This is a genomic window from Dechloromonas denitrificans, from assembly GCF_020510685.1.
Classification (GTDB): domain Bacteria; phylum Pseudomonadota; class Gammaproteobacteria; order Burkholderiales; family Rhodocyclaceae; genus Azonexus; species Azonexus denitrificans_A.
In genome coordinates this window covers 467673-479983 of the sequence record NZ_CP075185.1, presented here as the reverse complement: position 1 = coordinate 479983, position 12311 = coordinate 467673, and the positions used below count along the sequence as shown (strand labels likewise).

The following is a 12311-nucleotide window of genomic DNA, read 5'->3' as shown; positions in this document are numbered from 1 at the left end:
ATGAAATTCCTCGAACTGCCGCCGCGTTACCTGTTTTTTACCGGCAAGGGTGGCGTCGGTAAAACCTCGATTGCCTGCGCCAGCGCGATCCAACTGGCCGCTGCCGGACGGCGCGTGTTGCTGGTCAGCACCGATCCGGCCTCGAATGTCGGCCAGGTATTTGGCGTAGAAATAGGTAACCGCATTGTCGCGATAGACGCTATTCCCGGTTTGTTCGCGCTGGAGATCGACCCACAAGCAGCGGCCCAGGCCTACCGGGACCGGATTGTCGTTCCGGTGCGCGGGGTGTTGCCGGAAGCCGTGGTCAAAGGAATCGAGGAGCAGTTGTCCGGTGCGTGCACCACGGAAATTGCCGCCTTCGACGAGTTCACCGCGCTGCTGACCGACTCGGCCCTGGTGGCCGGCTACGATCACATCATTTTCGATACCGCGCCGACCGGGCACACCATCCGCCTGCTGCAACTGCCCGGCGCATGGACGGGCTTTCTCGATGAAGGCAAAGGCGATGCCTCCTGCCTGGGGCCGCTGGCCGGGCTGGAAAAACAACGTACCCAATACAAGTCGGCAGTCGAGGCTTTGGCCGATCCGGTGCGGACCCGGCTGATCCTGGTTGCCCGGGCCCAGGCGGCAACGCTGCGCGAGGTCGCTCGAACGCATGAGGAATTGGCGGGCATTGGCCTCAAGCAACAATATCTGGTGATCAATGGTGTTCTGCCCGAGGCAGCCGTCGGCGGCGATCTCCTGGCCAAAGCCATTTTCAAGCGCGAGCAGGCTGACTTGCTCGACATTCCGGAAGCCTTGAAAGCCTTGTCCATCGATCAGGTCGGCCTGAAGCCGTTCAATCTGGTCGGCCTCGCGGCGCTTCGGAAATTACTCGTCACCGATGCCGACATTGCCGCTTCCGATATCCCGGCCGCGACGGTACTTCCCGAAGTACCCAGTTTGTCGGTACTGGTCGATGGTATTGCGGCCGATGGTCACGGACTGGTGATGTTGATGGGCAAGGGCGGGGTCGGCAAGACCACGCTGGCTGCCGCCGTCGCCGTCGAACTGGCCAGCCGCGGCTGGCCGGTTCATCTGACCACCTCCGATCCGGCCGCGCATTTGTCGGAAACCCTGGCCGGCAGTCTTGAGCATTTGACGGTCAGCCGGATCGATCCGCATGCCGAAACCGAGCGATATCGCCAGCAGGTACTGGCAAGCAAAGGGGCAACGCTCGATGCGCAAGGCCGGGCACTTCTGGAAGAAGACCTGCGTTCGCCGTGCACCGAAGAAATTGCCGTCTTCCAGGCGTTCTCCCGGGTCATCCGCGAGGCCGGCAAGAAATTCGTCGTGATGGATACGGCGCCGACCGGTCACACCCTGCTGCTGCTCGATGCCACCGGTGCCTATCACCGCGAAATCGCCCGTCAGATGAGCGACAAGCACATGCACTACACGACGCCGATGATGCAGTTGCAGGATCCCAGGCAGACCAAGGTGCTGATCGCGACGCTGGCCGAAACGACGCCGGTGCTCGAAGCCGCCAACCTGCAGGCGGATTTGCGCCGCGCCGGCATCGAACCCTGGGCCTGGATCATCAATAACAGCGTGGCGGCAGTGCAGTCGTCGTCACCGCTGCTGCGCCAACGGGCCATCAATGAACTGGCCCAGATCGACCTGGTCGCCGCTACGCACGCCAACCGTTACGCGGTTGTCCCGCTGATTCAGGATGAACCGGTTGGGGTTGAGCGTTTGCGCGCCCTGGCCAATTGCCGTCCGGTAACCGACTGATCGAGGTCAAGCATGAGTGAAGTCACAAAAAAACTATCCTTCCTCGACCGTTACCTGACGGTCTGGATCTTCGCCGCGATGGCGCTGGGGGTCGGTCTCGGTTATTTCGTGCCGGGCACCGAGGCTTTCATCAACCGCTTCCAGGTCGGCACGACCAACATCCCGATCGCCCTCGGCCTGATCCTGATGATGTACCCGCCCTTTGCCAAGGTGCGTTACGAGGAACTGCCCGACGTCTTCAGCGACAAGAAGGTGCTCGGCCTGTCGCTGGTCCAGAACTGGATACTCGGGCCGCTCCTGATGTTCGCGCTGGCCATCATCTTCCTGCCCGACAAGCCGGAGTACATGGTCGGTCTGATCCTCATCGGTCTGGCCCGCTGTATCGCCATGGTCATCGTCTGGAACGAAATTGCCAAAGGCTCGACCGAATACGCCGCCGGCCTGGTCGCTTTCAACTCGATCTTCCAGGTGCTGTTCTTCAGCGTCTATGCCTGGTTCTTCGTCACCGTGCTGCCGCCACTGTTCGGACTGAGCGGCATGGTGGTCGATATCTCGATTGGCCAGATTGCCGAAAGCGTCTTCATCTATCTCGGCATTCCCTGCGTCGCCGGCATCCTGACCCGCGTCATCATGCTGCGCTTCGTCAGCAAAGAGTGGTACCACACCCATTTCGTCCCGAAAATCGGGCCGATCACGCTGGTCGCGCTGCTGTTCACCATCGTCGTGATGTTCAGTCTCAAGGGGCAATTGATCGTCACCATTCCGCTCGACGTCGTGCGCATCGCCATCCCGCTGTTGATCTACTTCGTCGTGATGTTCCTGTTCTCGTTCTACATGAGCCGGAAGGTCGGGGCCAATTACAAGAAGTGCACGACGCTGTCCTTCACCGCCGCCAGCAACAACTTCGAGCTGGCCATCGCGGTGGCGATTGCCGTCTATGGCATCAACTCCGGTGCCGCGTTCGCCGCGGTGATCGGCCCGCTGGTCGAAGTGCCGGTGATGATCGCCCTGGTCAGCCTGTCGTTGTGGTTCCGCAAACGTTTCTTCAGTGGTGAAGCGGCCGGATGAGTGCCCCCAGCCTGATGACCGCCTGGTCGGCTTGGCAGTAATTCCAGGAGTTAACCTTATCGATTGCCTTTGCTGAGCAATTGCTGGTCAAATACCTTATCGGAATAGCAAGTTCGGACGAGCAACGATGGCTGAGCTTCTGATTGCCCCTGATCCACCGGAAACGACAAGACCGCCCTGCCCCGCCCCCGGCTCGCCGCCGCTCGGCGTTATCGAGGAAGTGCATGGGCCGGTCATCGATATTCTTTGCGAACGCCTGCCGCCACTGCATCAGGCGGTCTACGTCTGCCTCGATGGCGAGCGCTACACCTTCGAGGTGCATCGCCATCTCGACGAATCCCGGGCGCGCGCCATCGCCCTGCATCGCACCGGCGGCCTGCGCCGGCTGATGCCGGTCTTCGACACCGGCGGGCCGTTGCAGGTGCCGGTGACGCCCGATTGCCTGGGCCGCCTGCTCGACATTTTCGGCCGGCCGCTCGATGGCGGGCCGTTGTTGAATGCCACCGAAACGCGACCGATCGTCGCCGCCCCGGCCCCACTCTCCGAAGCGACCGGCATGGGCGAAATCCTGCCGACCGGCATCAAGGTCATCGACCTGCTCTGCCCCTTCGTGCGCGGCGGCAAGACCGGCCTGTTCGGCGGCGCCGGGGTCGGCAAGACGGTGCTGATCATGGAATTCATGAACGCCATCGTCCGCCTGCACCAGGGCGTCTCGGTCTTCGCCGGGGTCGGCGAGCGGATCCGCGAGGGCCACGAGCTGTGGCACGACATGCAGGACGCCGGGGTCATGCCGCGCACGCTGATGGTCTTCGGCCAGATGGACGAATCGCCGGGCGTCCGTTTCCGCATCGGGCTGTCGGCGCTGACCTATGCCGAATACCTGCGCGACCACGTGGCGAAAGAAGTGCTGTTCCTGATGGACAACGCCTTCCGCTTCGTCCAGGCCGGCAGCGAATTGTCGGGCCTGCTCGGCCGGATGCCGGCCACCGTGGGTTACCAGCCGACGCTGCTCTCGGAAGTGGCGGAATTGCAGGAACGCATTTCGTCGACACGCAGCGGCAACATCACTGCCGTCGAAGCCGTCTATGTGCCGGCCGACGACATGACCGACCCGGCGGTCGGCGCCATCCTCGCCCACCTCGACACCACGGTGATCCTGTCGCGCCAGCAGGCGGCCAAGGGGATTTATCCGGCGGTCGATCCGCTCGCCTCGGGCAGCCGGATGATGGATCGCATCACGCTGGGCGAGCGCCATTACCGGGTGGCGCAGACGGTGCGCGAACATCTGGCGCGCTACCGCGAACTCGAAGACATCATCGCCATGCTGGGGCTGGAAGCGCTGTCCGAAGCCGACCGCCTGACGGTGCTGCGCGCCCGTCTGCTGCAGCGTTACCTGACCCAGCCGTTTTTCGTGGTGGCCGAGCACACCGGCATCGCCGGCGCCTCGGTGCCGCTGGAAACGACACTGGCCGATTGCGAGGACTTCATCGCCGGCCACTACGACGACCTGCCGGAAGAGCGCTGCTACATGCGCGGCAGCATGGCGGGGGCGCGATGAGCGGCATCACCCTGCACCTGAACAGCGCCGTGCGCAGCGAACGCATCGACGCGGTGAGCAGTTTTGTCGGCAGCGATGCCAGCGGCAGTTTCGGCATCCAGCCGGGGCGGGCCCGCCTGATGACCATTCTCGACTACGGGCTGTCCCGCTTCTGCACGGCGCGTGGCGACTGGATCTATCTGGCTTGCCCCGGGGCGGTGCTCGACTTTGCCGACAACCAGCTGACGGTGAGCACCCGGCGCTATCTGTGCGATGGCGATTACCAGCGGATTTCGGCACTGCTGGCCGGCCAGCTGGCGGAGGAAGAAGCCGCGCTGAAGAGCGTCAAGGACAACCTGCAGCAGCTGGAACAGGAACTGTTCCGGCGCCTGCGCAATCTGGACCGGTGGCCGGCATGAACGACGAGAAATGGCGCAACGACGTGGCGCGGGATAGCGAGCGCCTGAAGACCGCCGAACGCAACCGCCGTTCGCTGCTCGCCCAGACGGTTTTCCTCGGCAGCCTGTCGGTGCTCTTCATCGTGCCCCTGCTGGCCGGCGCCTATCTCGGGCGCTGGCTGGACAGCCAGGGTGACGGCTACACCGTGCGGTGGACGATGAACCTGATCATCCTCGGCCTGGCGCTGGGCATCTTCAATGTCTATTTCTTCATCCGGAAGTACTGGTAATGGAAGCGGCCGGCGTCGTCTTCACGCTTGGCTGGCTGCAGATCACCACCACGGTGGTGACCACCTGGGGCCTGTTGCTGGTGTTCGGCATCGGCAGCTGGCTGGCCACCCGGCACCTGTCGGTCGATCAGCCGGGGCTGGTGCAGACGGCGCTGGAGGGCGCCGTGCAATCTATCGCCGCGGCCATCGACGGCGTCCTGCCGGGGCGGTCCGAGCTGCTGCTGCCTTTCATCGGCACCCTCTGGCTGTTCGTCGCCGTGGCCAACCTGACCGGGCTGGTGCCCGAACTGCATTCGCCGACCGCCGATCTATCGACCACCGCAGCGCTGGCCTTCGTGGTTTTCCTCTCGGTGCATTGGTACGGCATCCGCAGTGCCGGCCTCAAGGACTATCTCCAGCACTACCTGACGCCCAGCCCGATCCTGCTGCCCTTTCATCTGCTCGGCGAATTGTCGCGCACGCTGGCGCTGGCCATGCGCCTGTTCGGCAACATCATGAGCCTGGAAATGGCGGCCCTGCTGGTACTGCTGGTCGCCGGCCTGCTGGTGCCGGTCCCGGTGCTGATGCTGCACATCGTCGAAGCCCTGGTCCAGGCTTACATTTTCGGCATGCTGGCGCTGATCTACATCGCCGGCGGCATGCAATCCCATGAAGCTTCGGCCAGCCCTGAAGCGCCTCAAACCAACGACAAGAAAGGAAGCGCACCATGAGCGACATGCACTGGTTTGTCCTGATTTCCACCGTGGCGGCGGCCGTCGCCATCGCGGCCGGGATCATTTTCCCGGCCATTGCCATGGGCAAGGCCATCACCCAGGCCCTCGAATCGCTGGCCCGCCAGCCGGAAGCGGAGAAATCGATCACCCGCACCCTGTTCATCGGTCTGGCGATGATCGAATCGCTGGCAATCTACGTTCTGGTCATCGTGCTGATCATCCTCTTCCGCAATCCGCTGCTCGAATACCTGCTCAAGTAGGCGGCGGTCATGGAGCTGAACTGGACCACTTTCGCGCTGGAAATCATCAATTTCCTGGCCCTGCTCTGGATCCTCAAGCGCTTTCTCTATCGGCCGGTGCTGCAGACGCTGGCCGAGCGGCGGGCCGGCATCGAGCGCACCCTGGCCGAGGCGCGGGCGAGCGAAGCGCAGGCGGCGGCGATGCAACAGCAGTTTGCCGGCCGGCTGGCCGACTGGGAGCAGGAGAAGGCCAAGGCGCGCCAGGATTTTGCCGCCGAACTGGCCAGCGAACGGACCCGGCAGATGGCGGCATTGGCTACGGAACTGGCCAGCGAGCGGGAACGCAGCGCCGCCCAGGATGCCCACCGCCAGGCGACGCAAAGGCGCGAACTGGCCGCCCAGGCGAGCACCGAAGCCCGCCAGTTCGCCAGCAAGCTGCTCGCCCGACTGGCCGGACCGGAACTGGAGGAACGCCTGGTGCAACTATTCAGCGAAGAACTGGCCGCCTTGCCGGAAGAGCATCTGGGTGCCGTGCGGGCCGGCCAGAACGGTGACGGGCGGGGCATGGTGAGCAGCGCTTTCGCCTTGAGCGCCGGCCAGCGCCAGCAACTCTCGGACGCCATTGAAACGCGGCTGGGCAAAACCCTGGTCCTCGATTTCGTCGTCGATCCCAGCCTGCTGGCCGGGGCGCGGCTGACGCTCGGGGCCTGGCAGCTCGACTTCAGTCTGGCCGGTGAACTGGGCGTGTTTTCGGAGGCCGCCAATCGTGGGTGATATCCCCGATCGCCCCTGGCTGGCCGATTACCGGCCCCGGTTGCGAATCAGCGAAGTCGGCAAGCTGGTCGCCATCGGCGACGGCATCGCCCGCATCGAAGGATTGCCTTCGGCGGCGATGGACGAGATCTTGCGCTTCGAGGATGGCAGCGAAGCCCTGGTTTTCGATCTCGGCAGCAAGCGCATCGGCGCGATCCTGCTCAATCAGCGCGAAGGCTTGGCGGCCGGCAGTTCGGCCCAGCTCACCGGGCGGCGCCTGGACATCGGGGTCGGCGACGGCTTTCTCGGGCGGGTGGTCGATCCGCTCGGCCATCCGCTTGATGGCGGCCGACCGGTTGAATTCAACCGCCGGCGCGCCCTGGAGGTTTCCTCGCCGCCGATCACCGCGCGCGATTTTGTCGAACGGCCGCTGCTCAGCGGCAACAAGATGGTCGATACGATGATTCCGATCGGCAAAGGCCAGCGCCAGCTGATCATCGGCGATGCCGGCACCGGCAAAAGCTCGCTGGCCCTCGACACCATCGTCGCCCAGAAGGGGCGCAATGTCCTCTGCGTTTATGTGCTGATCAGCCAGAAGCGTTCGGCCGTCGTCGCCACCATCGAAACCCTGCGCCAGGCGGGCGTCCTCGACATTTCCTGCATCGTCGTCGCTGAGGCCACGACGACGCCCGGCCTCAAGTTCCTCGCCCCCTTTGCCGGCTGCGCCCTGGCCGAAGAATGGATGGGCGCCGGGCGCGACGTGCTGATCGTTTACGACGACCTGACCACCCATGCCCGGGCCTATCGCGAACTGTCCCTGCTGCTCCGCCGGCCGCCGGGGCGGGAGGCCTATCCCGGCGATATCTTCTACCTGCATTCCCGCCTGCTCGAACGCTCGACCTGCCTGGCCGCCCGCCTCGGCGGCGGCAGCATGACCGCCCTACCGATTGTCGAAACCGAGCAGGGCGAGATTTCCGCCTACATTCCGACCAATCTGATCTCGATCACCGACGGCCAGATTTACCTCGATCCGGCCCTCTACGCCCGCGGCTTCCTGCCCGCCATCGACATCACCCGCTCGGTTTCGCGGATCGGCGGCAAGGCCCAGGTGCCGGCGATCAAGAGCGAAGCCGGGCGGATGAAGCTGGATTTCCTGCAATTTCTCGAACTGGAGGTGTTCACCCGCTTCGGGTCGCGCCTCGAAGCCAGTGTCGAAGCCAAGATCAAACGCGGCCGGCTGCTCCGTGAATTGCTCAAGCAGGATCGGCTGGCGCCACTGTCGCCCGAACAGCACATGGCCTGGCTGGTGGCCTTCAACGAAGGCTGGTTCGACGGACCGGAAGGAACTGTCACCCGCGCCAAACTGGACAAGCTGCTTCGCCGGGCCGCCACCGACAGCCCGGCCTTGAGCGCCAGCCGCGACGCCTGGCGGTCGGCCGTCGCCGCCTGGCTGCAGGAGCAGGACGATGAGCCGGCGGCGTGAAATCGCCCGGCGGCTGGAGGCGCTCGCCGACATTGCCGGCATCATGTCGGCGATGAAGGGGCTGGCGCTGATGGAGGTGCGCATCCTGACCGATTTTCTGGCCAGCCAGCAGCGCATGGTGGCCGGCATCGAAGCGGCTGCCGCCGATTTTCTCGCGGCCCATGGCGAATTCGCCAGCACCGACCAGGCGGGAAACGAGCTGTACATCCTGATCGGTTCGGAACAGGGCTTCTGCGGCGATTTCAACGAATCCCTGTTGAGCCGGATGGAATTGCTCTGCCAGCAAAAAAGCGCCCCGCCACGCTGGCTGGTGGTCGGCCGGCGACTGGCCAGCCGGATCGGCGAGCGCGATTGCCTCGAACTGGCGCTGCCCGGCGCCACCGTCGCCGACGAGGTGCCGGCCGTCCTGCTGCATCTGACCCATGAGTTGAGTCGCCGGCTGAGCGGCTTCAAGCTTTCCGCTCTTTACCACTGCGCGGCGACCGGCGACATTCGCCAACGTCGCCTGTTGCCGCTGCGCGACTTGCCGGCGCCCGAGCGCGGCTATCCTTATCCGGCTGAACTGAATCTGCCGCCCGAAACCTTCCTGCGCGGCCTGACCGGGCACTACCTGCATGCGGTGCTCAACGAAGTGCTCTACAGCTCGCTGATGGCCGAAAACCGCCAGCGCCAGGTGCATATGGACAGCGCCTTGCAACGGCTCGACGAAGACAGCGCGCGCCTCAAGCTGACCTACAACATCCAGCGCCAGGAGGAAATCACCGAGGAAATCGAGGTCATCCTGCTCTCGGCCGACATGCTGCACGAGGCCGAACACGGCGGCTGATCGGCATCAACTCCCTACCAGAAACCCTTTCAGAAAAGAGCCATGACATGCCCAGCAAATGCCTTAAAAACGCCATTCGTCTTGAGTTTTCTCCGGGGGCACTGGTTCATGCCAACCTTTCCGGCGCCGCGTTTTCCGGTGAATGTTTGTGGGTTGCCGGTGACGAGGCCTGTGGCATCGACCGCCTGCGCCGCCTCGATCCGAGCGGCAGCGAACTGCTGCGCTTCGGCGACGGGCTGAGCTTTCCACTCTCCGAACTGCTGGACTTGCCCGGCGCGGCTGACGAGGAAGCCGACCTGGAAGGCATGGCCGTGGCGGATGGCTATCTTTGGGTGGTCGGCTCGCATGGCCTGAAGCGCAAGAATGCGAAGAGCGATCGGGACGACGCAGAAAACGCCAAGCGGCTGGCCAAGGTGACGCTCGACGGCAACCGCCGCCTGCTAGCCTGTTTGCCGATTGAAATCGGCGACGACGGCCAACCCTGCCTGGTCCGCGAGGCGAAAGATGGCCGCTGGGCGCGCCGACTGAAAGGGGATGCCGAGTCCAACCTGCTCACCCAGGCTTTAGCCGATGATCCGCATATCGGGCCGTACCTGGGCATTCCCGGCAAAGACAATGGTTTCGATATCGAAGGGCTGGTGGTGGACGGCAACCGCCTGCTGCTCGGACTGCGCGGCCCGGTGTTGCGCGGTTGGTCGGCGCTGCTGGAAATCGCCCTCGAAGCCAAGGGCGAGCAACTCCGGCTGGCGCCGCTGGACGGCAGCGGCTGCCTGATCCGCAAGCACTTCCTGCAACTGGAAGGACTCGGGATACGCGATCTGCAATTTACCGGTAATGACCTCTACATCCTGGCCGGGCCGACGATGACCTTGGATGGCGATATCCGCGTTTTCAAGTGGCCGAACGCCAAGTCCCAACTGGCGGCCAACCGCGAACCGGTGCGTTTCGAAGCGGCCCTGACCGAGCTGCTTTCCCTGCCCCACGGGCAAGGCACCAATCGCGCCGAGGCCCTTTGCGAATTACCGTCTGAGCTCGCTCCGCACACGCCGAGCTGGCTGGTGCTCTACGACGCCCCCGGCCCTGATCGCAAGGATGGCGAATACACGGTGTTCGGTGATGTTCTGGAAAATGATTGAGCTTCGGCCAATGTCAGGTGCAGGTGCAGCCGGACCTGTCGCTGGTCGATCAGGTCATCGCACGGTCTGGATGGCGTCGCTCCGGCCACGGCTGCGACGCCATCAAGCCACTTATTTGTCGAAAACCACGATCGGCTTGTCTTTCTCCACCAGATACGTGGCCAATTCGGAAGTGCTGCCGGATCCGATATTCTTGGCCGAGTGCATTGCGCCAACCGGAATATAAAGCGACTCGCCTGCTTGCAAGCGGATCGTCTTACCGTCCATTTCGTATTCGATTGCACCGCTCAGGACGTAGGCAATTTCCACCCCGGGATGGGAATGCTTCGGAAATGAGGCGCCTGGTGCGAAATCGACGCGGACCTGAATGGCTTGTCTTTTGCTGTCAAACTCTTCCCGCACCGTTTCGGTACGGGCAATTCCCTTGGCATCGAACTTCGGGGCCGGTAATGACGCAACATGGTCGTGACTGCTGCACGGCGATTGCGCCCGGACTTGGCGGTAGCTCCTTGGCGCCGTTGACGACATGGCGCTGGTCAGCACCATGTCGTCGGGGGTGACGATGAAGCCGGAGCCAACGCCGAGCTTCAGTTTCTCACGAAGTCCAGGAGATCCTGGTTGAGCCGGTCTTTGTGTGTGTCGGTCAGGCCGTGAGGAGCACCGGGATAGACGATCAGCTTGGCGTTCTTGAGCAGCTTGGCCGCAGCTCGGCCAGCGGCGTCAATCGGAACAACCTGGTCGTCGTCGCCGTGGATGACGAGAGTCGGCACATCGAATTTTTTCAGATCCTCACGAAAATCGGTTGCTGAAAACGCTTCGATGGAGTCGTAAGTGTTCTTGTGGCCTGCCTGCATTCCCTGCATCCAGAAGGATTGAACCAGTCCTTCAGAGGCTTTGACACCGGGTCGGTTGAAGCCAAAGAACGGTCCGGAGGCGATGTCCAGGTAGAGCTGCGACCTGTTGTCCAACGATGCCTTGCGGAAGCCATCAAAAACCTCAATCGGCAGTCCACCTTGATTGGTCGCTGTTTTCAGCATCAACGGCGTGACCGATGAAACCAGTACCGCTTTCTTGACCCCCGCTGTACCGTGACGACCAATGTAACGAGCCACTTCGCCGCCACCTGTCGAGAATCCAACCAAGGTTATGTTTTTCAGACCTAACGCTTTGATTACCGATGCCAGATCATCCGCATAATGATCCATGTCATTTCCATCCCACGGCTGACTGGAGCGACCATGACCACGGCGGTCATGCGCCACAACCCGGTAACCATGGGCGGCTAGAAAGATCATTTGCGATTCCCAGCTATCCGAGCTCAATGGCCAGCCATGGCTGAAGACAACGACCGGAGCGTCTTTGGGACCCCAGTCCTTGTAGTAGATTTGCACGCCGTCGCTCGTTGTGACATAGCTGGAAGACTTCTGCATCGATACAGGCGTAGATGCATCCGGTTGTCCCACAGCTTCTGTCAGCACGGCCATCGAAGATGTTGCGGCGGTGGCTAGCAGGGTCGCTACGGCAATCGAACGCAGGTGATGTTGAATGGATTTCATGATGTGCTCCTATCTATATATGAGAAAGAAAATGATTGTGGCGGGCTTATTCGGCAATGTTCAGGACAACGTCAATGTTGCCGCGCGTGGCGTTCGAGTAAGGGCAAACGATGTGAGCTTTTTCCACCAGGGCGCGCGCTTGTTCGGCCGACAGGCCTGGCAGACTGATCGTCAGCGCAACCTGAATGGCAAAGCCGGTCGGGATTGGCCCAATACCCACTTGCCCGGTAATTTGCGCATCGGCAGGCAAGCTCACCTTATTCTGAGCCGCGACGAATTTCAGCGCCCCAAGGAAGCAAGCTGAATAGCCAGCGGCAAACAGTTGTTCCGGGTTCGTCCCCGGGCCACCTGCACCACCCAGTTCGCGGGGGGTGGAAAGCTGAACGTCAAGCGCACGGTCAGACGATACGGCACGACCTTCGCGTCCGCCGGTGGCAATGGCTTCTGCGGTATAAAGAATCTTATCTAGCGACATTTGGAACTCCTTGGTTAAGTAACTCGGTGTAAAAACGTTTGCCTGTTGGCAAGACGAAATGTAC

At 62.8% G+C, this 12311-nt stretch carries 14 protein-coding genes; 11 read left to right on the top strand and 3 right to left on the bottom strand.

The window, feature by feature from the left end; genetic code table 11:
- The 11 genes from arsA (at position 1) to KI611_RS02335 (ending at position 10216) form a co-directional block, all read left to right on the top strand.
- Positions 1 to 1773 (top strand): arsenical pump-driving ATPase, encoded by a 1773-nt coding sequence (gene arsA / locus KI611_RS02385; protein WP_226418236.1) that lies wholly within the window; start codon positions 1 to 3, stop codon positions 1771 to 1773.
- Positions 1774 to 1785: 12 nt separating this feature from the next.
- Positions 1786 to 2841: an ACR3 family arsenite efflux transporter gene (arsB, locus tag KI611_RS02380; protein ID WP_226418235.1), complete on the top strand. Its 1056-nt coding sequence runs from the start codon at positions 1786 to 1788 to the stop codon at positions 2839 to 2841.
- Positions 2842 to 2968: 127 nt separating this feature from the next.
- The gene (atpD, locus tag KI611_RS02375) at positions 2969 to 4399 is read left to right on the top strand and encodes a F0F1 ATP synthase subunit beta (protein WP_226418234.1); all 1431 of its coding nucleotides are present in this window, start codon (positions 2969 to 2971) and stop codon (positions 4397 to 4399) included.
- The gene (locus KI611_RS02370; RefSeq protein ID WP_226418233.1) at positions 4396 to 4797 is read left to right on the top strand and encodes a F0F1 ATP synthase subunit epsilon; all 402 of its coding nucleotides are present in this window, start codon (positions 4396 to 4398) and stop codon (positions 4795 to 4797) included. Before atpD ends, KI611_RS02370 begins: the two co-directional genes overlap by 4 nt.
- Positions 4794 to 5066, top strand: a complete 273-nt coding sequence (locus tag KI611_RS02365; protein WP_226418232.1) for an AtpZ/AtpI family protein — start codon at positions 4794 to 4796, stop codon at positions 5064 to 5066. Before KI611_RS02370 ends, KI611_RS02365 begins: the two co-directional genes overlap by 4 nt.
- Complete coding sequence (locus KI611_RS02360; RefSeq protein WP_226418231.1) at positions 5066 to 5776, top strand: F0F1 ATP synthase subunit A; 711 nt, start codon at positions 5066 to 5068, stop codon at positions 5774 to 5776. Before KI611_RS02365 ends, KI611_RS02360 begins: the two co-directional genes overlap by 1 nt.
- Positions 5773 to 6039: an ATP synthase F0 subunit C gene (atpE, locus tag KI611_RS02355; protein ID WP_226418230.1), complete on the top strand. Its 267-nt coding sequence runs from the start codon at positions 5773 to 5775 to the stop codon at positions 6037 to 6039. Before KI611_RS02360 ends, atpE begins: the two co-directional genes overlap by 4 nt.
- A 9-nt stretch (positions 6040 to 6048) precedes the next feature.
- Positions 6049 to 6792 (top strand): F0F1 ATP synthase subunit delta, encoded by a 744-nt coding sequence (locus tag KI611_RS02350; protein ID WP_226418229.1) that lies wholly within the window; start codon positions 6049 to 6051, stop codon positions 6790 to 6792.
- On the top strand, positions 6785 to 8254 hold the full coding sequence (locus tag KI611_RS02345; RefSeq protein ID WP_226418228.1) for a F0F1 ATP synthase subunit alpha: 1470 nt from the start codon (positions 6785 to 6787) through the stop codon (positions 8252 to 8254). The genes KI611_RS02350 and KI611_RS02345 overlap by 8 nt, the downstream gene beginning before the upstream one ends.
- Positions 8238 to 9080 carry a FoF1 ATP synthase subunit gamma gene (locus KI611_RS02340; RefSeq protein WP_226418227.1) on the top strand — a complete coding sequence of 281 codons (843 nt, stop codon included), beginning with the start codon at positions 8238 to 8240 and terminating at the stop codon, positions 9078 to 9080. The genes KI611_RS02345 and KI611_RS02340 overlap by 17 nt, the downstream gene beginning before the upstream one ends.
- 47 nt (positions 9081 to 9127) lie before the next feature.
- Entirely contained in the window at positions 9128 to 10216 is a 1089-nt protein-coding gene (locus tag KI611_RS02335; RefSeq protein ID WP_226418226.1) for a DUF3616 domain-containing protein, read from the top strand.
- A gap of 111 nt (positions 10217 to 10327) precedes the next feature.
- Here the strand turns inward: KI611_RS02335 and KI611_RS02330 are convergent, their stop codons facing one another.
- The 3 genes from KI611_RS02330 to KI611_RS02320 form a co-directional block, all read right to left on the bottom strand.
- A complete protein-coding gene (locus KI611_RS02330) occupies positions 10328 to 10762 on the bottom strand; it encodes a cupin domain-containing protein (RefSeq protein ID WP_226418225.1) in 435 nt (144 codons plus the stop codon).
- 41 nt (positions 10763 to 10803) lie between these two features.
- Positions 10804 to 11646: an alpha/beta fold hydrolase gene (locus tag KI611_RS02325; protein WP_413464013.1), complete on the bottom strand. Its 843-nt coding sequence runs from the start codon at positions 11644 to 11646 to the stop codon at positions 10804 to 10806.
- Between the two features lie 172 nt (positions 11647 to 11818).
- Complete coding sequence (locus KI611_RS02320; protein WP_226418223.1) at positions 11819 to 12247, bottom strand: organic hydroperoxide resistance protein; 429 nt, start codon at positions 12245 to 12247, stop codon at positions 11819 to 11821.
- Between the last annotated feature and the right edge of the window lie 64 nt (positions 12248 to 12311).